21 protein-coding genes and 2 riboswitches are annotated in these 21,901 nt (G+C 69.4%); of the genes, 12 read left to right on the top strand and 9 right to left on the bottom strand.

Annotated features, from left to right (window positions below):
• Positions 1 to 12: 12 nt before the first annotated feature.
• Positions 13 to 849 carry an exodeoxyribonuclease III gene (locus N1032_RS13830; RefSeq protein ID WP_259539713.1) on the top strand — a complete coding sequence of 279 codons (837 nt, stop codon included), beginning with the start codon at positions 13 to 15 and terminating at the stop codon, positions 847 to 849.
• Between the two features lie 34 nt (positions 850 to 883).
• Positions 884 to 1,894 carry a tryptophan--tRNA ligase gene (trpS, locus tag N1032_RS13825; RefSeq protein ID WP_259539712.1) on the top strand — a complete coding sequence of 337 codons (1,011 nt, stop codon included), beginning with the start codon at positions 884 to 886 and terminating at the stop codon, positions 1,892 to 1,894.
• A gap of 27 nt (positions 1,895 to 1,921) precedes the next feature.
• Here the strand turns inward: trpS and N1032_RS13820 are convergent, their stop codons facing one another.
• Both N1032_RS13820 and N1032_RS13815 read right to left on the bottom strand, forming a co-directional pair.
• On the bottom strand, positions 1,922 to 3,040 hold the full coding sequence (locus N1032_RS13820) for an FUSC family protein (RefSeq protein WP_259539711.1): 1,119 nt from the start codon (positions 3,038 to 3,040) through the stop codon (positions 1,922 to 1,924).
• Positions 3,041 to 3,137: 97 nt separating this feature from the next.
• Entirely contained in the window at positions 3,138 to 4,595 is a 1,458-nt protein-coding gene (locus N1032_RS13815; protein WP_259540170.1) for an L-serine ammonia-lyase, read from the bottom strand.
• 155 nt (positions 4,596 to 4,750) lie between these two features.
• Positions 4,751 to 4,849: riboswitch (glycine riboswitch) on the bottom strand.
• A gap of 107 nt (positions 4,850 to 4,956) precedes the next feature.
• On the opposite strand from N1032_RS13815, the gene N1032_RS13810 reads away from it, so the two are divergent.
• Complete coding sequence (locus N1032_RS13810; RefSeq protein ID WP_259539710.1) at positions 4,957 to 5,382, top strand: RbsD/FucU family protein; 426 nt, start codon at positions 4,957 to 4,959, stop codon at positions 5,380 to 5,382.
• Positions 5,383 to 5,428: 46 nt separating this feature from the next.
• On the opposite strand, the gene N1032_RS13805 is transcribed toward N1032_RS13810, so the two are convergent.
• Positions 5,429 to 5,938, bottom strand: coding sequence for a GtrA family protein (locus N1032_RS13805; protein WP_259539709.1), 510 nt, complete (start codon positions 5,936 to 5,938; stop codon positions 5,429 to 5,431).
• Between the two features lie 155 nt (positions 5,939 to 6,093).
• Between N1032_RS13805 and N1032_RS13800 the strand changes: the two genes are divergently transcribed.
• From N1032_RS13800 to ribH, 5 genes are all read left to right on the top strand, one after another.
• On the top strand, positions 6,094 to 6,855 hold the full coding sequence (locus N1032_RS13800; protein ID WP_259539708.1) for a polyprenol monophosphomannose synthase: 762 nt from the start codon (positions 6,094 to 6,096) through the stop codon (positions 6,853 to 6,855).
• A gap of 66 nt (positions 6,856 to 6,921) precedes the next feature.
• Positions 6,922 to 7,083: riboswitch (FMN riboswitch) on the top strand.
• Between the two features lie 79 nt (positions 7,084 to 7,162).
• A complete protein-coding gene (gene ribD / locus N1032_RS13795) occupies positions 7,163 to 8,203 on the top strand; it encodes a bifunctional diaminohydroxyphosphoribosylaminopyrimidine deaminase/5-amino-6-(5-phosphoribosylamino)uracil reductase RibD (protein ID WP_259539707.1) in 1,041 nt (346 codons plus the stop codon).
• 3 nt (positions 8,204 to 8,206) lie between these two features.
• A complete protein-coding gene (locus N1032_RS13790; RefSeq protein WP_259539705.1) occupies positions 8,207 to 8,851 on the top strand; it encodes a riboflavin synthase in 645 nt (214 codons plus the stop codon).
• Complete coding sequence (gene ribA, locus N1032_RS13785; protein ID WP_259539704.1) at positions 8,848 to 10,155, top strand: GTP cyclohydrolase II; 1,308 nt, start codon at positions 8,848 to 8,850, stop codon at positions 10,153 to 10,155. Before N1032_RS13790 ends, ribA begins: the two co-directional genes overlap by 4 nt.
• Before the next feature lie 24 nt (positions 10,156 to 10,179).
• Positions 10,180 to 10,656, top strand: coding sequence for a 6,7-dimethyl-8-ribityllumazine synthase (gene ribH / locus N1032_RS13780; RefSeq protein ID WP_259539703.1), 477 nt, complete (start codon positions 10,180 to 10,182; stop codon positions 10,654 to 10,656).
• A gap of 406 nt (positions 10,657 to 11,062) precedes the next feature.
• Here the strand turns inward: ribH and N1032_RS13775 are convergent, their stop codons facing one another.
• Positions 11,063 to 11,875: a ribokinase gene (locus tag N1032_RS13775; RefSeq protein ID WP_259539702.1), complete on the bottom strand. Its 813-nt coding sequence runs from the start codon at positions 11,873 to 11,875 to the stop codon at positions 11,063 to 11,065.
• Between the two features lie 166 nt (positions 11,876 to 12,041).
• Here N1032_RS13775 and N1032_RS13770 point away from each other — a divergent pair, with 166 nt between their 5' ends.
• The 3 genes from N1032_RS13770 (at position 12,042) to N1032_RS13760 (ending at position 15,724) form a co-directional block, all read left to right on the top strand.
• Positions 12,042 to 13,439, top strand: a complete 1,398-nt coding sequence (locus N1032_RS13770; protein WP_259539701.1) for an MFS transporter — start codon at positions 12,042 to 12,044, stop codon at positions 13,437 to 13,439.
• 86 nt (positions 13,440 to 13,525) lie between these two features.
• Positions 13,526 to 13,741: a hypothetical protein gene (locus tag N1032_RS13765; RefSeq protein ID WP_259539700.1), complete on the top strand. Its 216-nt coding sequence runs from the start codon at positions 13,526 to 13,528 to the stop codon at positions 13,739 to 13,741.
• Between the two features lie 105 nt (positions 13,742 to 13,846).
• Complete coding sequence (locus N1032_RS13760) at positions 13,847 to 15,724, top strand: ABC transporter ATP-binding protein (RefSeq protein WP_259539699.1); 1,878 nt, start codon at positions 13,847 to 13,849, stop codon at positions 15,722 to 15,724.
• A gap of 49 nt (positions 15,725 to 15,773) precedes the next feature.
• On the opposite strand, the gene arfA is transcribed toward N1032_RS13760, so the two are convergent.
• The 5 genes from arfA to N1032_RS13735 all read right to left on the bottom strand — a co-directional run bounded on the left by arfA (position 15,774) and on the right by N1032_RS13735 (position 20,658).
• The gene (gene arfA / locus N1032_RS13755) at positions 15,774 to 17,294 is read right to left on the bottom strand and encodes an arabinosylfuranosidase ArfA (protein WP_259539698.1); all 1,521 of its coding nucleotides are present in this window, start codon (positions 17,292 to 17,294) and stop codon (positions 15,774 to 15,776) included.
• 121 nt (positions 17,295 to 17,415) lie between these two features.
• Positions 17,416 to 18,423: a LacI family DNA-binding transcriptional regulator gene (locus N1032_RS13750; RefSeq protein ID WP_259539697.1), complete on the bottom strand. Its 1,008-nt coding sequence runs from the start codon at positions 18,421 to 18,423 to the stop codon at positions 17,416 to 17,418.
• Positions 18,424 to 18,608: 185 nt separating this feature from the next.
• Complete coding sequence (locus N1032_RS13745; protein ID WP_259539696.1) at positions 18,609 to 19,394, bottom strand: hypothetical protein; 786 nt, start codon at positions 19,392 to 19,394, stop codon at positions 18,609 to 18,611.
• A complete protein-coding gene (locus N1032_RS13740; protein WP_259539695.1) occupies positions 19,391 to 20,281 on the bottom strand; it encodes an ABC transporter ATP-binding protein in 891 nt (296 codons plus the stop codon). The genes N1032_RS13745 and N1032_RS13740 overlap by 4 nt, the downstream gene beginning before the upstream one ends.
• Positions 20,278 to 20,658 (bottom strand): GntR family transcriptional regulator, encoded by a 381-nt coding sequence (locus N1032_RS13735; RefSeq protein WP_259539694.1) that lies wholly within the window; start codon positions 20,656 to 20,658, stop codon positions 20,278 to 20,280. The genes N1032_RS13740 and N1032_RS13735 overlap by 4 nt, the downstream gene beginning before the upstream one ends.
• 61 nt (positions 20,659 to 20,719) lie before the next feature.
• On the opposite strand from N1032_RS13735, the gene N1032_RS13730 reads away from it, so the two are divergent.
• Positions 20,720 to 21,901 (top strand): phosphotransferase (locus N1032_RS13730; protein WP_259539693.1); only part of this gene is annotated, 1,182 nt, incomplete at its 3' end.

Below are 21,901 nucleotides of genomic sequence, written 5' to 3'. Positions count from 1 at the left end.
AAACTGGGCGGCATGCCGTCGAAGCCCCTCCGAATCGCCACCGTGAACGTGAACGGCATCCGTGCCGCCTATCGCAAGGGCATGGGCGAGTGGCTCGAGGGGCGCGGGGTCGACGTCCTGGCCCTGCAGGAGGTGCGCGCGTCGACCGAAGACATCGAGGGGCTGCTCGGGCCCGCCTGGAACATCCTGCACGACCCGGCCACCGCCAAGGGGCGGGCCGGCGTGGCGCTGGCCAGTCGCGATCGCGCCAACATCCACCGGGTGACCTTCGGCCCCGACGACTTCGACAGCGCCGGGCGCTGGCTCGAGGCCGACTACGAATGGGGCGACACACTGGTGACCGTGGTATCGACCTACGTGCACTCCGGTGAGGTCGGCACGCAGAAGCAGGTCGAGAAGTTCACCTTCCTCGACGCGATGCTGAAGCATCTGCCGCTGCTGCAGGAGCACAACCCCCTGTCGCTCGTGCTCGGTGACCTGAACGTCGGTCACCGCACCCTCGACATCAAGAACTGGCGTGGCAACCAGAAGAAAGCCGGCTTCCTGCCCGAAGAGCGCGCCTACTTCGACAGGTTCGTCGGCGCTCAAGACGATCCCGCCTACAACAACGGCGCGGGGCTCGGCTGGGTCGACGTCGGCCGCCGCTGGGCCGGTGAGGTCGAGGGTCCCTACACCTGGTGGTCGCAGCGCGGCAAGGCGTTCGACACCGACACCGGTTGGCGGCTCGACTATCAGCTCGCCACCGCTGAGCTCGCGGCCACGGTCGCCGACTACGCGATCGACCGGGCCTCGGCCTGGGACACCCGGTGGAGTGACCACGCCCCCGTCGTGGTCGACTACGCCCTCTGATCCCCCACCTTCTAGCTCTGGTTGACACACACTCATGACTACTGAAAAGCCCCGCCTGCTCTCGGGCATGCAGCCCTCGGCCGACTCGCTGCACCTCGGCAACTACATCGGCGCCCTGCTGAGCTGGAAGGCTCTGCAAGAGACGCACGACGCCTTCTTCTTCCTCGCCGACCTGCACGCCATCACCGTGCCGCAAGACCCCGCGCAGCTGCTCGAGAACACCCGCCGCACCACCGCGCAGTACATCGCGGCGGGCATCGATCCGTCGAAGTCCACCCTGTTCGTGCAGTCCCACGTTCCGGCACACGCCGAACTCGCCTGGGTGCTCAACACCATCACGGGCTTCGGCGAGGCCGCCCGCATGACCCAGTTCAAAGACAAGGCGGGCAAGCAGGGTCAAGACGCGGCATCCGTGGGTCTGTTCACCTATCCGATCCTGCAGGCCGGCGACATCCTGCTCTATCAGGCGGTCGATGTTCCCGTGGGCGAAGACCAGCGGCAGCACGTCGAGCTCACCCGTGACCTCGCGACGCGGTTCAACTCCCGCTTCGGCGACACCTTCACGGTGCCGAAGCCCTACATCCTCAAAGACACCGCGAAGATCTTCGACCTGCAGAACCCCACGGCGAAGATGTCGAAGTCGGCCGAGTCGACCGCCGGCCTGATCTGGCTGCTCGACGACCCCAAGGTCACCGAGAAGAAGATCATGCGCGCGGTGACGGATGCCGACGGCGAGGTGCGCTTCGACCGCGAGACGAAACCGGGGCTGGCCAACCTGCTCACCATCTTCGCGATCCTGGCCAACCGGTCGATCGAGTCGGTGGTGGAGGAGTTCGCGGGCGGCGGTTACGGCACGCTGAAGAAGGCGCTGGCCGAGGTCGTGGTCGGCACCGTCGCCCCGATCCGCGCGCGCGCGCTCGAGCTGCTCGACGACCCGGCCGAGCTCGACCGCATCCTGTCGCACAACGCCGATCGCGCGAATGCCGTGGCCGAGCAGACGCTCAAGACCGTCTACGACCGGGTGGGCTTCCTGCCGCGCCGGTAGCCGGCAGTTCGGGGCTGCAGCCGCGCTCTACTTGTCGATCGCGCCGACGATCTCTTCGCGCACGCGCCGGAGGTCTTCGAGCAGCGAGCCGATCACGATCCAGTGCTCGGGGCTCGGCATGAGGGCCTGCAGGGGCGCGGTGAGCGCGGGTGGTTCGTCGCCGAGCAGTTCCACCTCGGCCACCGGCAGGGCGGCGTTCTGCATCACCAGCCGCAGGTCGTGGGCGGCCCGGCGCAACTCCTCGGCGATGCCCGCCGCCGTGGGCTCCTCGTGCAGGCTCTCGTCGAAGTGGTCGTTGAGCGACCGTGCCATGCCGAGCACGCGGGTCACGACGATTCCGAGCATGGTGAGCAGGGCGGCATCCGTCGCCAGCTCCGCCCGGTGCGACGAGCGCCGGGGGTTGAAGCGCAGGCTCTCCTCGGCGAGGTCGACCGCCGCCTGCGCCTTCGCCTGCATCGGCCGCAGCAGTCGCGCCTCGACGAGCAGCAGCTGACGCGAGGCCGAATCGGTGGGCTCGCTCAGCACCCGTGCGAGGCCCTCCATGATGGCGGCCACCTCACGTCCGAGCGACGCGACCGCGTCGTGCGCCGGCTTCAAGGCCACGGGCGGCACGATCAGCCAGTTGATGACCACCCCGATGAGTGCGCCGATGATGGTCTCGATGATGCGTTCCACCGCGTAGCCGGGTGTCTGGGCGCCGATCGAGAGCACGAGCATCGCGCTGATCGGAATCTGCACGGTCGACGACTGCGGAAAGCGCAGGGCCCAGCCGACGAGCAGCGAGATCACGATGGCGGCGAGGATCAACCAGCCCGGCGAGCCGAACACGAACGCCGCCGCCTCGGCCACGACGACGCCCACGATGACACCGATCGACCGCTCGAACGCCCGCGTGAACGACTGGTTCACGCTCGGCTGCACGACGATGATGGCGGCGATGGCGCCGAAGACAGGCACCTGCTGCGGGGCGATGAACGAGCACACGATCCAGGCGATCACCGCGGCGACCGCGGTCTTCAGCACCTGCAACAGCGGCGTGCGCGACGACGTCTGAAAGGCGCGCGCCGGTGCGAGCGACGCCCGCGCGATGCGCGCCCAGCGGCCGCCCGGGCCGCCCGCCGTGCTCTCGCTCGAGTTCGAACTCACGACTCCACAGTAATGCGGCTGCCCCGCCCGCCGAGTTGCGCCAAAGTGACCTCCCGCGACCGCGGGACGGTCACTTTGGCGCAACTCGGCGGGGCAGTCAGCACTCGACGATATTGACGGCGAGGCCGCCGAGCGAGGTCTCCTTGTATTTGTCGCTCATGTCGCGCCCGGTCTCGCGCATCGTGAGAATCACCCGGTCGAGGCTCACGTGGTGGCTGCCGTCGCCCCACAGCGCCATCTTCGCGGCGTTGATGGCCTTCGACGCCGCGATGGCGTTGCGCTCGATGCAGGGAATCTGCACCAACCCGCCGATCGGGTCGCAGGTGAGGCCGAGGTTGTGCTCCATCGCGATCTCGGCGGCGTTCTCGACCTGCTCGGGCGTGCCGCCCATCACCTCGGCGAGCCCCGCGGCCGCCATCGACGACGCGGATCCCACCTCGCCCTGGCAGCCGACCTCGGCGCCCGAGATCGATGCCTGCTCCTTGTAGAGCACGCCCACGGCCGCGGCCGCCAGCAGGAACCGCACCGACACGGCGTCTTCGTCGGAGAGGCCGGTCAGGGCAGCGCGGCCGTCGGCTCCCCCGGCAGCGCCGGTCACCTCTCGACCGTCGACCACCTTGAGGTAGTGCCGCGCGTAGTGCAGCACCGCCGGAATGATGCCGGCCGCGCCGTTGGTGGGCGCCGTCACCACGCGCCCGCCCGACGCGTTCTCCTCGTTCACCGCGAGGGCGACGAGGTTCACCCACTCCTGCCAGAACTCCGGGCTGCGGTCGGGGTCTTCGCGCTCGAGTCGCGCCCGCCACTCCGGGGCGCGCCGGCGCACCGACAGGCCGCCGGGCAGCAGTCCCGTGCGGGCGACGCTCGTGGCGACGCACTCGTCCATCACCCGACGGATGGCCAGGATGCGATCGACGATCTCGGCGCGATCTCGCGAGACCTCCTCGTTGGCGAGCATCACTCCCGAGAACGAGAGCCCCGTCGTGCGGCAGTGCTCCAGCAGTTCGGCAGCGGTGCGGAACGGGAAGGGAACGGGAGGTGCCGAACTGCCGGTGGCCCCGGGCGCCACGGCCGCGGCATCCGTCGGCGCAGCCTCGCGCTCGATGAAGCCGCCGCCCACCGAGTAGTAGGTCTCGGTCAGGAGCAAGGCGCCCGATGCGTCGTATGCCGAAAATCGCATGCCATTGCTGTGCCTCGGCAACAGGGTGAGCGGATGCATCACAATCGCGTTCTCGGGCATGCTCACCGGGCGGGCTCCCGCGAGCAGCACGGAGCGGCTCGACGTGATGGCGGCGCCGCGTTGTTCGACCTCGCTCGGCGTGATCGTCTCGGGCTGGTAGCCCTCGAGCCCGAGGAGAACGGCGCCCGGAGTGCCGTGCCCGACGCCGGTCGCGGCCAGGGATCCGTAGAGATCGACCGTCACCGACGCGACCTGCGGCAGCAGCTCGTCGAGCGCCAGCGCGTCGGCGAACGACGCGGCGGCGCGCATGGGCCCGACGGTGTGAGAGCTCGACGGCCCGATGCCGACCGAGAAGAGGTCGAAGATGCTGAGGGTGATGGGGGGCTCCAATGCTGCACGGCGCACCGGTGCGGCGGCGTCGTAGGATTCCCTCTCCGCTCTGTACCTGACCTGAGAGATTCCGCGGCGATCGGCCGCTTGCCCCGTCGGTGGAACGCCGGCGTGGTGGCCGCGCGTTCGCTCTCCAGAGTCGCCCAACGGCAGCGGTGCATGGGCCTGAGAGTTTCCCGGAGAGGAATTGCTCCTACGGCGCCACCCGATGGATCTCGGGAGGACTCTCCCGCTGCTGTTGCCAGCGGCCGCGAGCGACCGCTGAGGCGTGTTCAGTTGACTGCTCCAGAACCTAGTCGATCCGCTACCCGGGCGCCAGTAGGCTGGGCCCGACGACGAAGGAGGACGCGTGCTCAAGGGAATCGATCCGCTGCTGAACGGGGACCTTCTGAAGGTGCTCGACCAGATGGGCCACGGCGACGAGCTCGTGCTCGCCGACCGCAACTTTCCGGCCCACTCGGCCGGCCGCCCCGTGATCTGGCTCGGCGAGTCGGGGGTGGTGCGCGCGGCGACCGCCATCCTGAGCGTCTTTCCGCTCGACACGTTCGTGACGCATCCGCTCGGCCGCATGGAGATCGACGACGACGCCTCGCTCGAGAACGCCACCCAGCAGCAGGTGCTCGCCGTGGCCCAGCAGGCCAACCCGCACGTCACGGAGTTCGAGGTCATCCCCCGCTTCGACGTCTATGCCCGGGCCAAGAACGCCTTCGCGGTCGTGCAGACGCTCGAGACCGCTCCCTACTGCGTCTTCGTGCTGACGAAGGGCGTCGTCTGAAGAAGGGCGTGGTCTGACGAAGCGCGCGGTCTGACGAAGGGCGCGCCTACGGCAGCAGCGTCGTCTTGCCGGCCGCCTCGACGTTGGGCGCCGGAACCCGCAGCCGGTGCTCGCCGAACACCCACACGCGGTAGAGCACGAAGCGGAACACGGCGCCGAGGATGAGCCCGATCACGTTGCCCGAGATGTTGTCGGCCAGCAGCGACGTGTAGTGCAGCACGTAGTGCGACACCCACAGGCAGGCCAGGCCGATGCCCATGCCGGCGATGCTCACGGCGAAGAACTCGACGCTCTCGCGGAACATGTCGGTGCGCCGGCGGTCTTTGAACGTCCAGTACCGGTTGCCGAGCCAGTTGACGAGAATCGCGAGTGCGGTCGAGATGAGCTTCGCGATCACTGGACCCTCGTGCATGTGCGCTGGATCCATGACCGTGGTGCGAAGCAGATTGAAGACGCCGACATCCACGATGAACCCGAGGCCGCCGACGAGGCCGAAGCGGATGAATTCCCCGATGAGAAGACGGAGGCGCGACGGCGACGCGGTGGAACTGCTCATGGATGAAGACCGTTTCTGACGTGCGAAACCAGGGTGGAGAACTTTTCGTATCCTCCCGGAGAATGCTGAGCGTAACTGGGGAAAATGAACAGAAATCATCGGTACGCTTTCCAGCGCGTCCAGACTTGGCAACATCAGATCGATTGAGGATAACTGTGGCGAAAACTGTCGTGGTGATACCCACCTACAACGAGATCCGCTCGATCTCGGCCGTGACCGAGCGGGTGCTGCGCACCGTCGCGTCTGCTGATGTGCTCATCGTCGACGACAACTCGCCCGACGGCACCGGCGACCTCGCCGACACCATGGCCGAGAGCGACCCCCGCATCCACGTTCTGCACCGCTCCGAGAAGAACGGGCTGGGTGCCGCCTACGCCGCCGGGTTTCGTTGGGCTCTCGATCGCGACTTCGATTACATCGTCGAGATGGATGCCGACGGCTCCCACCAGCCCGAAGAGCTCCCCCGCCTGATCGCCCTGCTCGACGGCGGCGCCGACATGGCCATCGGCACCCGCTGGATTCCCGGTGGCGTCATCAAGAACTGGCCGGCCTACCGCAAGCTCATCTCGCGCGCCGGCACCGCCTACGCCCGCATCCTGCTGCAGTCGAAGCTGCACGACCTCACGAGCGGTTACCGCGGCTTTCGGGCCGACTCGCTGCGCCTGATCGACTTCGGCACCGTGAACTCGCAGGGCTACTGCTTTCAGATCGAGCTCGCCTGGCTCTTCGAGCGCTCCGGCGGTCGCATCGGCGAGTTCCCGATCACGTTCGTGGAGCGCGAAGAGGGTGTGTCGAAGATGTCGACCGGCATCGTGGTCGAAGCCCTCACGAAGGTGACCGGCTGGGGTCTCGCCAGCGCGTTCGGCCGGGCGCCCGAGCGCCTCAGCCTGCCCGCCGCGGGCGCGACCTCCCGCTGATCGGCCCCTCGCGGCCCCGGGAATAGTTCGGCCGTCGGCGCGTTGAGGTATAACTGAACATAAGAAAACGTGCTCCGGGGTCAGTGAGATTCTGAACCGGCGGTGATAGTCCGCGAGCCAACGGCACCCTGTTCGCAGGGAGTCGGCGGTTGATCTGGTGAAATTCCAGAACCGACGGTAATGGCAGGTCGTCAGACCCGCCTCAGTCCGGATGGGAGGATGCACGGGCGGTCGGTCGACTCTGCGACCTCCGTCGGCGTTCTCGAGCGCACCCCCGGAGCCACGTCAGCAGACGAGGATCGACCGGATGACCACCACCGCCCTGACCGAGCACGACGCGATGCGCCGCGCTCTCGAGCTGGCCCTCCGCGGCCCGCGGCACGGCGTGAACCCCCAGGTCGGCTGCGTGCTGCTCTCCCCCGACGGCGACGTGCTCGCCGAGGGCTGGCACCGCGGCGCCGGCACTCCGCACGCCGAGATCGACGCGCTCAGCGCCCTCGAGGTGCCCGCGCTCGCCATCGGCGCCACCGCCGTGGTGACCCTCGAGCCGTGCAACCACCACGGCCGAACCGGGCCGTGCAGCGTGGCCCTCATCGACGCCGGCGTGGCCCGCGTCGTCTACGCGGTCGCCGACCCGGGCGTGCGATCGGCCGGCGGCGGCGAACGGATGCGCGCGGCGGGCATCCACGTCGAGTCCGGCCTCGAGGCCGACGCGATCGACGACGCCATCCGTCCGTGGCTGACCGCCACCCGCCATCGCCGGCCCTTCGTCACGGTCAAGTGGGCGTCGAGCCTCGACGGCCGCGCCGCGGCCGCCGACGGCACGAGCCAGTGGATCACGGGCCCGGCCGCGCGCGCCGACGTGCACCGCCGCCGCAGCGAGGCCGACGTGATCGTGGTGGGCACGGGAACGGTGCTCGCCGACGATCCTGCCCTCACAGCTCGCGACGGGTCGGGCCTCGCGCCTCATCAGCCGGCACCGGTGGTCGTGGGCCGCACGGAGGTGCCCGAGAGAGCGCGAGTTCGGCGGCATCCGGAGCCCTTGCGTCACTTCACCACCCACGACCTGGCCTCGGTGCTGGCCGAGCTCTACGACGACGAGGTGCGCTCGGTGTTCGTCGAGGGCGGCCCGACGCTCGCCAGCGCGTTCATCGCCGCGGGACTCGCCGACGAGCTCGTGGTCTATCTCGCACCCACCCTGCTCGGCGGCCCGAAAACCGCCCTCACCGACGTCGGGGTCGGCACCATCGCCGACCAGCGCGCCCTGCGCATCACCGACATCTCGCAACTCGGCGACGACATCAGGATCGTCGCACGACCGGGCGACCCCTCGCCCTCGAAGGAGTAATACGTGTTCACCGGAATCATCGAGGAAGTCGGCGAGGTGCTCGCGCTCGACGTCACCCCCGACGCGGCGGTCATCACCGTTCGGGCACCGCTCGCCGTGAGCGACGCCAAGCACGGCGACTCCATCTCGGTCTCGGGCGTGTGCCTCACCGTCGTCGGCCGGACCGCCGACACCTTCACCGCCGACGTCATGGCCCAGACGCTCTCGATGTCGACCCTGGGCGCGCTCGGCGCCGGCTCGCGCGTCAACCTCGAACGCGCGGCCCGCGTGGGCGACCGCCTCGGTGGCCACCTCGTGCAGGGCCACGTCGACGGCACCGCCACCGTGCTCTCGGTCACGCCGGGCGAGGCGTGGAGCGTGCTGCGCTTCTCGCTCGAGCCCGAGCTCGCGCCGCTCGTCGTCGACAAGGGGTCGATCTCGGTGTCGGGCGTCTCGCTGACCGTGTCGGGCCTCGGCGACGAGGCCGACGGGTCGCACTGGTTCGAGGTGTCGCTCATTCCCGAGACACTCGTCGCCACGACGCTCGGCGCCCTCACGGTGGGCGACCGGGTCAACATCGAGACCGACATCCTGGCCCGCCACGTCGAACGCCTCTACTCCCTCACCACCCGCAACCTCATCCCCGAGAGCGAGAGGAGCAACTCATGACGCTCTCCCCCATCTCCGACGTGCTCGACGCCCTGCGCGCCGGCCGCCCGGTGATCGTCTCCGATGCCGCCGACCGCGAGAACGAGGGCGACGCCATCATGTCGGCCGCGCTCGCGACCCCCGAGTGGATCGCCTGGATGGTGCGCAACACCTCCGGCTTCCTGTGCGCGCCGATGCCCGCCGAGCTCGCCGACCGGCTGGCACTCCCGCCGATGGTCGTCAACAACGAAGACACCCGGCGCACCGCCTACACGATCACGGTCGACGCCTCGTCGGGCGTCACGACGGGCATCAGCGCCCACGACCGCGCTCGCACGCTCAACCTGCTGGCCGACCCGGAGTCGACCCCGGCGTCGTTCATCCGGCCCGGACACGTGCTTCCGGTGCGCGCCGTCGCCGGCGGCGTGCGCGAGCGGGCGGGCCACACCGAGGCGGCAGTCGAGCTGCTGCGGGCGGCGGGGCTGCCCCCGGTGGGAGTGATCGGCGAGATGATCGCCGACGACGGCTCGGCCATGAAGATGGACGAGCTCATCCGGGCCGGCGAGCGCGACTCGCTGCCGGTGACCACGATCGAACTGCTGATCGAGTGGCTGAACGAGCTCGACGGCATCGAGGCGACGGATGCCGGTGACGGCACCTCCGGGATCGACGGCGCCTCGGGGACCGACGGCACCTCCGGGACCGCCGGCACCGACGCCCCTGCCGCCCCGCGCGTGCAGTTCGAGGTCGAGACCACCGTGCCCACCACGCACGGCCCGCTGCGCATGCGGGCCTACCGCGACCTCGAGACCGGCAGCGACCACGTGGCCATCGTGTCGGGCGACCCCACGGCGCCGGGCGCTCTCGTGCGGGTGCACTCCGAGTGCCTGACCGGCGAGGCCTTCGGCTCGCTCAAGTGCGAGTGCGGGCCGCAACTCGACGCCTCGCTCGACCTCATCGCCGAGCACGGCGGCGTGGTCGTCTACCTGCGCGGCCACGAGGGTCGCGGCATCGGTCTCGTGAACAAGCTGCGCGCCTACCGTCTGCAGGAAGACGGGCTCGACACCCTCGACGCCAACCTCGCGCTCGGGCTGCCCGAAGACGCGCGCGACTACGGCGCGGCCGTCGCGATTCTCGACGACCTGAACGTGTCGAGCATCCGGCTGCTCACCAACAACCCCGACAAGGTGCGTCAGCTCGAAGAGCGCGGCATCGTCGTGACCGAGCGCATCCCGCTCATCGTGGGCGCCTCGAGCTTCAACGAGAACTACCTCGCCACCAAACGCGACCGCATGGGGCACATGCTGCCCTCGGCCGCTCGCTGAACCACACGAAAGGAACCCCTCGCAATGAGCGGAGCAGGAGCACCCAGCCTCGACCTCGACGGCACCGGACTCGCGATCACCATCGTCGCCGGCTCGTGGCACGAGCAGATCACCGACGGACTGCTGGCCGGCGCCCGCCGCACCCTGGCCGAGGCCGGCGTGACGGTGAGCGAGGTGCGCGTGGCCGGCAGCTTCGAGCTGCCCGTCGTGTCGAAGGCCGCCCTCGAGGCCGGGGCCGACGCGGTGGTGGCGCTCGGCGTCATCATCCGTGGCGGCACCCCGCACTTCGAATACGTGTCGGATGCCGCCACTTCGGGTCTCACCCAGGTCAGCATCCTCACCGGCAAGCCCGTCGGCTTCGGGGTGCTCACCCTCGACGACGAACAACAGGGCCTCGACCGAGCCGGCCTCCCCGGCTCGAAAGAAGACAAGGGCCGCGAAGCCGCCGAGGCCGCCATCGCCACCGCCCTCACCCTCCGCCACCTCCGCACCCCCCGCTAACGCCCCGCGCCTGGCACTACCCCTCCCCTCCCCTCCCCTCCCGCGAGTGGTCACTTTCCGCGCCAAAACCCCGTCCTTGACGCCAAAAGTGCCCACTCGCAGAGAAGGCCCCTCCGCCGAGTGGTCACTAATGGCGACAAAACGTCGCTCTTGGCGCCAATAGTGCCCACTCGCGGGAGGGGAGGGGAGGGGAGGGGACGGGCCGCGCGAGCGCACGGGGCGCGCGTCAAGGCGACGCGCAGCGGAAGTACGGGGGGACGAGGGCGCCCGCAACAGGCCCCACTCGACGACCCAAGGTGAGCGCGTGGCCGCGCAGCGACCGCGCGCTCACATGCCGCGCGGCGCCGGGCAGGGACCGGCGCCGCCCGCGGACGCCGCGCGAAGCACGGCGCCCGCGGCAGCAAACTCAGCCCTGCGCCCCCACCCACCCCACCGACAGCGCCGCGGCGGCCGACGCCGCCTCCATCGCGTCGGCGGCCGCGAGACCCGCCGCCAGCCCGGCCGCGAGGGTGCCGCAGAAGCAGTCGCCGGCGCCCGTGGTGTCGACGACCTCGGTCACGGCACCCGCCGGAACCACGGTGTCGCCCCAGCGCGATCCCCGCGAGCCGAGGGTGACGAGCACCGACCGCGGGGTGTAACCGTCGGCGGCGAGCAGCTCGTTCTCGTGCTCGTTCACCACCACCGGGTCGGCGAGGTCGAGCACGTCGCCGGGCAGCCCGGCGTAGGGGGCGAGGTTCAGGATGACGCGGGCTCCCCGAGACGCGGCGATGCGCGCGGCCTCGGCCACGACATCCGTGTCGACCTCGAGCGAGGCGAGCAGCACGTCATCGGGCGAGAGGGTGGTGAGCGACGCGAGATCGGCCACGGTGACGCGCCCGTTCGCGCCCGGCGACACGATGATGGTGTTCTCGCCGTGGGCGTCGACGGCGATCGCCGCGTGTCCGGTGGCGACCCCGGCGGTGCGTGAGAGGTGCGTGGTGTCGATGCCGTAGCCGGTGAGCCGGCGCAGGTAGGCGTCGCCGTCGGCGTCGTCGCCGACCCGGCCCACGAACGCCACCTTGGCGCCGGCGCGAGCGGCCGCGATGGCCTGGTTCGCGCCCTTGCCGCCGAAGTGCTTCACGAGGTCTCCTCCGAGCAGCGTCTCGCCGGGCAGCGGATGCCGCGCCACCTCGACCACCGAATCGATGTTCAGCGAACCGACCACGACCACTCTGCCCACGCGTTGCTCCTTCGAAAGACGTTCCCAGAGCATCCTAAGGCAGCGTAAACTGACGGTTTGCGAGTGATCCTCGCGATCATTGCCGACGCCGACGCCCTGCTGTGCCCGACCGGCGCCACTTCGCTTGAGCGGCTCCGACTTCTGCCATCCGAAAGCCCTTACGCCTATGTCCTCCACCGTGCTCGACGCCCCTCCCGCCACTCCCAGCAACACCCGCGGGCGGGTGATCCTCGCGAGCCTCATCGGCACCTCGATCGAGTTCTACGACTTCTACGTCTATGCGACCGCCGCCGTGCTGGTGTTCCCCACCCTGTTCTTCGCAAACGCCGACCCCACCATCTCGCTGCTGCAGTCCTTCGCCGTGTTCGGCGTCGCGTTCGTCGCCCGCCCGATCGGCTCGATCCTGTTCGGCCACTTCGGCGACCGCATCGGCCGCAAGAAGACGCTCGTCGCGTCGTTGCTCACCATGGGCATCGCGACCGTGCTCATCGGCGCCCTGCCGACCGGTCTCACCCCGGGCTGGGAGATCCTCGCGCCGGGCCTGCTCGTGCTCTTCCGCTTCTGCCAGGGCCTCGGCCTCGGCGGCGAGTGGTCGGGCGCGGCGCTGCTGGCCACCGAGAACGCCCCGAAGGGCAAGCGCGCCATCTACGGCACGTTCCCGCAGCTGGGCGCGCCAATCGGCTTCATCATCGCGAACGTGGTCTTCCTGGTGCTGAGCACCACCCTCGACCCCGAGCACTTCCTGGCCTGGGGCTGGCGGGTGCCGTTCCTCGCGAGCGCCGTGCTCGTCATCATCGGCCTCTACGTGCGGTTCAAGCTCGTCGAGACCCCGGCGTTCACGAAGGTCGTCAACGCGGGCGAGGTGGCCAAGCTGCCGCTCGCCCGGGTCTTCAAGACCAGCTGGCGCCCGCTCATCCTCGGCACCTTCATCATGCTGGCCACGTACGTGCTGTTCTACCTGATGACCACGTTCACCCTCACCTTCGGCACCACGGCCTCGTCGGTCGAGGCCGCGCAGGCGGCAGCGGATGCCGCGGGCAAGCCGTTCGACCCGTCGACCTTCGTTCCCGGCCTCGGCTACGGCCGCAACGACTTCTTGATCATGCTCGTGGTCGGCTGCGTGTTCTTCGGCATCTTCACCCTCGTGGCGGGCCCTCTGGCGGAGCGCTTCGGCCGCCGCAACACCCTCATCTGGACCACGATCGGCATCGCCGCCTTCGGCCTGCTGTTCGTGCCGCTGTTCGGCGGCGGCTTCGTCGGCGTGATGGCGCTGCTCATCATCGGGTTCACCCTGATGGGACTGACCTTCGGGCCCATGGGCTCCGAGCTGCCCGAGCTGTTCCCCGCCAACGTGCGCTACACCGGGTCGGCGATCAGCTACAACGTGGCGTCGATCCTCGGTGCGGCGGTGGCGCCGTTCATCGCGGTGGCGCTCTGGCAGGCCGCCGACGGCAGCCCCGCTCTCGTGGGCAACTACCTGTCGCTGATGGCGCTCATCACCCTGGGCGCCCTGTTCATCAGCAAAGAGACCCGAGACGTCGACTTCGACAACAACCTGAACTGAGCTCGACGACCGCGTTCGCTCGCGGCGGAACGGCCCTCGTCAACCTGAGTTGACGAGGGCCGTTTTTGTCAACTACGGTTGACGACATGGATGTCACCGACGTACACACCCTGGCCGCGGCGGCGGGCAGCGACGACCCGATCGTCGCGCTGCGCGCGGTCGCCGGTCTGCGCCGCGAACTCGACCGGGTCGAGGCCGTCGCCGTTCGCCGCGCCCGCAACGCCAATGCCTCCTGGCAGCTGATCGCCCTGGCCCTCGGAGTCTCGCGGCAGGCCGTGCACAAGCGCTACGGCCGGCATTGAGCCCGGCGACCGCGCCGGTTGGCGCGCATCCGTGCCCCGTCCCTGACCGCATCGAACCCCCCGAAGCTCCGGAACCCACAGAGAGAAACCCACAGAGAGAAGAGCATGACCACCACCACGTCGCCCGCCCCGCGCGAAGCCGACAAGCCGGCGCGCTCCCGCAGCCCGTTCGGCCGCGGCCGCAAACCCGACGACGGGCCGCGCGCGAAGTTCAGCCAGCTGCTGCCCTTCCTGCTCGAGCACAAGAAGGTGCTGGGCGTGGTCATCGTGCTCAGCATCATCGGCGCGGCCGCCAGCCTCGCCCAACCGCTCCTCGTGAGCCAGGTCATCACGGTCGTGCAGCAGAACGAGCCGCTGGGAATGCTGGTGTGGGCCCTGGTGGCGCTGGTCGTGGCATCCGGAATCATCAGCGGGTTCCAGCACTACCTGCTGCAGCGCACCGGCACCAGCGTCGTGCTCTCGGCCCGCCAGCAGCTCGTGCGGCGCATGCTGCGCCTGCCGATCAGCGAGTTCGACACCCGGCGCACGGGCGACCTGGTGTCGCGCGTCGGCTCCGACTCCACCCTGCTCTACGCCGTCATCACGCAGGGTCTCGTCGACGCGATCGGCGGGTCGCTGGTGTTCATCGGCGCGCTGGTGGCCATGCTCATCATCGACCCGGTGCTGCTCGGCCTCACCGTGCTGGTGATCGCCATCTCGGTGGTGACCGTGGTGCTCATCTCGGGCCGCATCCGCACCGCGAGCCGCAAGCAGCAGGAGAAGGTGGGCGACCTGGCGGCGGCCGTCGAGCGCTCGATCAGCGCCATCCGCACGGTGCGAGCGTCGAACGCCACCGAGCGCGAGATCGCGGCCGTCGAGAAAGACGCCCAGGGCGCGTGGGAGCAGGGCGTGAAGGTCGCGAAGATCTCGGCCCTCGTGGTGCCGATCTCGGGCATCGCGCTGCAGGTGTCGCTGCTGGTGGTGCTGGGAGTCGGCGGGTTCCGTGTGGCGTCGGGCGCCATCACCATCGCGAGCCTGGTGTCGTTCATCCTGTTCCTGTTCATGATGATCATGCCGCTCGGCCAGGCGTTCGGCGCCCTCAACTCGGTGAACCAGGCGCTCGGCGCGCTCGGGCGCATCCGCGAGATCATCGACCTGCCCGTCGAGGGGCAGGACGACCGGGCGCTGGCCGCCCTCGCGGCGCCGGGCTCGGCGTCACCGAATGCGCCGGCGATCGAGTTCGTCGACGTGCACTTCGCCTATGACGAAGAGGCGAAGCCGGGCGACTCGTCGTCGCAGGACAGCGTGGCCGAAGAGGTCGAGACCGGCGTGCTGCACGGCGTGAGCTTCGCGGCCGGCCGCGGCAAGCGCACGGCCATCGTGGGGCCGTCGGGTGCGGGCAAGTCGACCATTCTGGCGCTGATCGAGCGCTTCTACGACCCCACGTCAGGGGCGGTGCGCTTCGGCGGCGTCGACGTGCGGCAGCTCGACCGCACCGAGCTGCGGGCCCAGATCGGCTACGTGGAGCAGGATGCGCCGGTGCTGGCCGGCAGCATCCGGCAGAACCTGCTGCTCGCGTCGCCCGAGGCGACCGACGAGGAGTGCATCGCCGTGCTGCACGCCGTCAACCTCGGCGAGGTGCTCTCCCGCTCGCCCGAGGGGCTCTCGGCGGCGGTCGGTGAAGACGGGGTCATGCTCTCGGGCGGCGAGCGCCAGCGGCTGGCGATCGCCCGCGCGCTGCTGTCGGCTCCCCCGGTGCTGCTGCTCGACGAGTCGACGTCGTCGCTCGACGGGCTCAACGAGCAGATGCTCCGCGGGGCGATCGACGCCGTGGCCGAGAACCGGTCGCTGATCGTGATCGCACACCGGTTGTCGACGGTGGTCGACTCCGACCAGATCGTGGTGGTCGACCACGGCCGGGTCGTGGGCGTGGGCACGCACTCGGAGCTCGTGGCATCCACCCCGCTCTACCGCGACCTCGCAAAGCACCAGCTCCTCGTCTAACCCCCCTCGCCGAGTTGCGCCAAAGTGACCTTCCCCGCAGGGGAAGTGGTCACTTTGGCGCAACTCGGCGGAAGGAGAGGGCGGTCCAGGAGACCGGGGGGAGCGTCACGGTGAGGATGCCGGCACTGAGCGTTGCGGTCGCGTTGGGGTGAGGGGTGACGCGGTTCTGGTCGGTGAGCGTGTTCTTGGCATAGACGTCGTCGTCGGAGAGGGTGAGGCTCTCGACGAGTTGTGCGGCGCCGAGGCTCGACGCGTCGATCGTGACCGTGCGCTCCGAGGTCTGGTCGCGATTGACGAGGAACACCGCGCCTCGCCCGGTGGCGGCATCCCAGGTCGCGACAGAGTCGATCAGGTCGACCTCGCCGTAGACGGCGGTGTCGTAGCGCGGGCTGTCGATGACGGGCCGCAGCACCGTTCCGGCGGCCAGCCGGCTCGTGATCGAGAACGGATGGAACGTGGTCTGCCGCCAGGCGTCGCCGCCGGGCTCGGTCATGATGGGCGCGATCACGTTCACCAGCTGGGCGAGGCTCGCCGACGCCACCCGGTCCGTGTTCTTCAGCAGCGTGATGAGCAGCGAGCCGAGCACCACGGCGTCGGCGGCCGAGTACACGTCTTCGAGCTGGCGGGGAGCGAAGCGCCACTCGTCGTTGACCTCGTCGGAGGCCTGGTGCTCGTCGAGGTACCAGATGTTCCACTCGTCGAACGAGAGCAGCATCGTCTTGGTGCTGCGCAGCCGGTGCTTCACGTGATCGGCGGTGGCGATGACGGTGTCGATGAAGAACTGCATGTCGACGGATGACGCCAGGAACGACCCGAGGTCGCCCTTGCGCTCCTGGTAGTAGGCGTGGCAGCTGATGTAGTCGACGCTGTCGTAGGTGTGCTCGAGCACCACCCGCTCCCACTCGCCGAAGGTCGGCATCGACGAGCCCGACGACCCGCACACCACGAGCTCGAGCGAGTCGTCGGCCATCTTCATCGCCGACGCCGTGCGCGACGCGATCTTGCCGTAGTCGTCGGCCGAGAGGTGGCCGACCTGCCACGGCCCGTCCATCTCGTTGCCGAGGCACCACATGCGCACGCCGTAGGGCTCGGTGCCTCCGTTCGCGATGCGCTGGTCGCTGAGCGCCGTTCCCGAGGGGTGGTTGACGTATTCGAGCAGGTCGAGCGCCTCGGCCGTGCCGCGGGTGCCGAGGTTGACCGCGAGCATGAGCTCGGAACCGGTGAGCGCGCACCAGCGGGCGAACTCGTCGGTGCCGACCTGGTTCGACTCGAGCGAGTGCCAGGCCAGGTCGCGGCGCACCGGGCGCTGCTCACGGGGGCCGACGCCGTCTTCCCACTTGTAGCCCGACACGAAGTTGCCGCCGGGGTAGCGGATGGTGCTCGACCCGAGTTCGCGCACCAGCTCGACCACGTCGAGCCGGAACCCGTCGTCGTTGGCCGTGGGATGCCCCGGCTCGTAGAGCCCGTCGTAGACGCATCGCCCGAGGTGCTCGACGAACGACCCGAACGTGCGCCGCCGCACCGGCCCGACGGCGTGCAGGGGGTCGAGGAGGATGGTGGCTTCCGGCATGTCGTCCGCGCCCTTCGTGGTCGATCGGCGAGCCGGGAGTCGCGGCTTCGCGTGTTTACAACGTTTACCTATAACGTTGTAAACCGATGATGGCGGCCGCTGCCGACGCTGTCAAGACCGCTCAACCGCCGGTGGACTCGCGCGTCACGATCCGGAACGCCGCCTCGTGCAGCACGAACGGCTCCGTGCTGTCGCCTCCGATGCGGGCGGCCAGCAAGCGCACCGCCGTCTCGGCGATCTCGTCGCGCCCCGGGTCGATCGACGTGAGCGCGGGCATCGAGTAGCGCGCCTCGTCGACGTCGTCGAAGCCGATGATCGCCACGTCGCGGGGCACCCCGAGGCCGGCGTCGCCGAGCGCCCGCATGGCGCCGAACGCGAGCGTGTCGTTGAACGCGAACACCGCGTCGAAGCCCGTGCCCGCCGCGAGCAGCTCGCGCACCGCGCGCGCACCGTCGGCGCGGTGCCACGGGGTCGCGTCGACCACGAGCTCGTCACGGAAAGGGATGCCGGCTGCCTCGAGCGCCTCGCGGTAGCCCCGCAGTCGCAGCCCGGCCGACCCCGACACCTCGTGCGGGCGAGCTCCGAGCGCCACGATCCGCGAGCGGCCGAGCTCGATGAGATGCTCGGTCGCGGCGCGGGCGGCCTCGACGTTCTTCATGGTCACGTGGTCGGCCCCGGCGCCGAAGATACGCTCGCCGAGCAGCACGGTGGTCACGGGGAAGGCGACGGTGGCGGCATCCGCTTGATCGAGGCCGGTGACGCTGAACAGGATGCCGTCGGCCATGCGCATGCGAGGACTGGCGAGAACGGCGAGCTCCTGTGCGCGGTCGCCGCCGGTCTGCTCGACGAAGACGGCGAGCCCGTGCTGCGAGGCGGCCCGCATGACCGAGCCCGCCAGCTCGGCGAAGTAGGGGTTCTTGAGGTCGGGGATGACGAGGCCGATCGCCCCCGTGCGGCCCGAGCGCAGGCCGCGGGCCGAAAGATTGGGCTGGTAGCCGAGGTCGGCGACCGCCTTCTCGACGGCCTCGCGGGTGCGGGCGCTGATGTGGGCATAGCCGTTGATGACGTTGGAGACGGTCTTGATCGACACCCCTGCGGCCGCGGCCACCTCGCGCAGGGTCACGGTCACGGCGGCCCCTCTCGCTTGATCGCTCGATCGCTCGATCGCTCGATCGCTCGATCGGGAGTCTACAACGTTGCAATCGCCCGCCCGCCGCACCGCGACCACCTCATTCGGTTAGCCGATGCAGAAATACCGAGGAGCGACGCCCTCTTCGACGTCGCTCCTCGTTATTTCTGCATCCGCTAACCGCATCAGGTCTTCGGCGTCGCCCGGCGCAGCAGCAGGAACCCGGCGAGCGCCGACACCGCCGTGGGCAGCAGGCTCCACGCCACCACTCCGGCCGGCCCGTTCACCGCGAACCACTCGCCCACCGCCGGCCAGCTGTTGCTGAGGGTGATCACGCCGACCACCGCGACCAGCGCCAGCGTGAGCACGGCAGTGAACACCACCATGCCGTTCACGCGCCACCGCTGATAGATGGCGGCGATCGCGGCGCCGACGAAGAAGAAGAACAAGAACGCCGCGAAGAACAGGAAGAACCGCTCGAACCACGGCGCCTCCGTGCCGCCGAAGTAGAGCGCCGTGAACATGCGGCCGCCGAAGCCCCAGCCGTTCGTCCAGACCTCGATGGCGGCGAGCAGCGTCATGCCGGCGCTGTAGAGGGCCGACAGCACCACGAAGGTGAGCGCCGTGCCGAGCCAGAAGTCTCGCCGGGTCACGCTGTAGCCGAGGGCGAACGGGAAGGTCATGGCGATGGCCTGCACCCCCACCACGGCCATGTAGACGAAGATGTAGAACGATGCGCCGCTGTACTGCAGGCCCTCCGAGACATCCGCTCGGTCGGCCGGGTCGCTGACCGACGAGAAGATGATCCACCAGATAGCCAGGTTCACCACGAAGATGAATCCGAGAATCATCCAGGGCAGCCCGAGAACGGCGAACCGGTTGACGAAGTTGAGCCGCAGCACGGCGATGATGCGGCTGCCGCCGAGGCGATCGGATGCCGCGGGGGCGGTGGGTTCGGTCTGAATGGTCATGCGCTCTGCTCGAATTCCTTCTGGGAGACGTTCGTCTTTCTGACGATCAGCTGCTGCAGCGACACCGGCGAGAGCTCGAGGCCGGCGTCAGCCGCCTCGAGGCGCTCGGCCTGGCCGAGGCGGCCGACCGTGACGGATGCCAGTCCGCCCACGTAGTCGCGGTGCAGCACCTCGCGGTCGGCCACGAAGGCGTCGACCGCCGTTCGGGTGCCGACCACGGTGGTAGCCGAGCCGCGGAGGGTGTCGGCATCCTGATCGACGATGATCTTGCCCTCGTCGATCACGAGCACGTGTTCGAGCAGGTTCGAGACCTCGTCGATCAGGTGCGTGGACAGGATGACGGTGCGGGGGTGCTCGCCGTAGTCTTCGAGCAGGCGGTCGTAGAAGATCTGCCGGGCCACCGCGTCGAGCCCGAGGTAGGGCTCGTCGAAGAAGGTGAGCGGCGCGCGTGACGCCAGACCGACGATGACGCCGATCGACGAGAGCTGCCCGCGCGAGAGCTTCTTGATGCGCCGGTTCAGCGGCAGCCGGAAGTCGTCGATCAGTCGCTCGGCGAAGTCGGCGTCCCAGAACGGGAAGAACCACGGTGCGCTCTTCAGCACGTGCTTGGGCTTGAAATCGTCGGGGTACTTCTGGCTCTCTTTGATGAAGCTCACGAGCTGCAGCACCGGGGCGTTCTCGACTGGATTCTCGCCGAACACGCGGATGTCGCCGCGGGTCGCGAAGTCCTGCCCCGTGAGCAGCTGCATGAGCGTCGTCTTGCCGGCGCCGTTGCGGCCGAGCAGGCCGTAGATCATGTTCTCCTCGACGGTGAAGCTCACGTCGTCGACGGCGGTGACGCTTCTGAAGTTCTTCGTGAGGTGCGAGACCTCGACTACCGCGCTCATTCGGCGCCTTCCTCTCTGATCATCTCGACGAGCTGGGTCTCGGTGATGCCGAGCTTGCCGGCCTCGGTCACCAGTGGCCGCACGTACTCGTTCTGGAACTGGTCGCGGCGCTTGGCCACGAGCCGGCTTCGGGCTCCTTCGGCGACGAACATGCCGATCCCCCTCTTCTTGTAGAGAATTCCCTCGTCGACCAGCAGGTTCACGCCCTTGCCCGCCGTGGCGGGGTTGATGCGGTGGAACGCCGCGAAGTCGTTGGTCGAGGGAACCTGCGTCTCTTCCGGCAGGGCTCCCCCGATGATGTCGTTCTCGATCAGCTCCGCGATCTGAACGAAGATCGGCCGTGAGTCATCCACGACGGCGATCCTTGGCTGGTTCATTACTCATGTAACTAACCAACCAGGCTTGGGCCGATCTGTCAAGGGATGCGATGATCATGGAGTGACCTCCTCAGACGGCGCCCGCTCGTTCGCCGTGGCGATCACGCCCGCGCCCGTGGTTCCGGTCGCGCTCGCGATGCGGGTGGCAGCCGAGGAATTCGGCCTGACCGCGGGCCCGGGGCAGTCGCTCGAGGTGACAGCGCTCGGCAGCCAGCAAGACGCCAACTTCCTCGTCGACGCGGGCAGCCGTGGTCGGTTCGTTCTGAAGTTCGCCAACCCCTCGGCGCGGGTCGACGAGCTCGAGGCGCAGTCGCTCGCCGCGGCCCGATTCGTGTCGAGAACTCCGGATGTCGCGGCTCCTCGCACCCGGCCCACCGAGAACGGCGGACTCGTGAGCTCGGTGCAACTCGCGGATCAGACGTTGCACGTGCGCCTGCTGTCATTCTTGCACGGCACTCCCCTGTCGGGTTCGCGGTATCTGCGACCGGCCGCGGCCGAGGCCCTCGGGTCGTTCGCGGCGCGGTCGGTGCTCGCGCTCGACGGGTTCGAACACCCGGGAACCGAGCGCGACCTCGAGTGGGACCTGCGGAACGCCCAGCGCCTCGTCACCGACCTGATGCCGTTCGTCGACGACTCGGAACTCGCCGCGCGCCTGCAGGCGGCGTTCGACGAGGCCTGGGCCGCGATCGGCGCCGTGCGCGACGACCTGCCTCGCCAGGTGATCCACGGCGACCTCACCGACGACAACGTGGTCGCCCTGACCAACCCGGCCGGGCAGCCGGAGCCCGTGGGCATCATCGACTTCGGTGACGTGATGCACTCCTGGGCGGTGGGCGAGATCGCGGTGACCTGCTCGTCGCTGCTGCATCACCGCAGCGCGACGCCGGTGTCGGTGTTGCCCGCCGTGCGCGCGTTCCACGCTCGGCGCCCGCTCTCCGACGCCGAGGTCGACGCGTTCTGGCCCCTCGTGGTGGCACGCGCGACGATGCTGGTGGTGAGCGCCCGTCACGCCGCCGCGACCGACCCCGACAACAGCTACACCCGAGCGAACTTCGCCCACGAGCACCGCATCTTCGACGTGGCGACGAGCCTGCCCCTGCCGGTGCTGACCGCGCACCTGCGGGGCGCGCTGGCGGTGGCGGCCGCCGGAGGGCCGGGGGCGGATGGCGGCGCGGTCGGCGGTGGCGGCGCGGTCGGCGATGGCGGCGCGGTCGCCGATGGCGGCGCGGTCGCCGATGGCGGC

Source organism: Herbiconiux daphne (genome assembly GCF_024979295.1).
In the GTDB taxonomy this organism is placed as follows: domain Bacteria; phylum Actinomycetota; class Actinomycetes; order Actinomycetales; family Microbacteriaceae; genus Herbiconiux; species Herbiconiux daphnes.
Note: the sequence above shows the minus strand (reverse complement) of the source record. Positions and strands in the feature narration are given on the sequence as shown.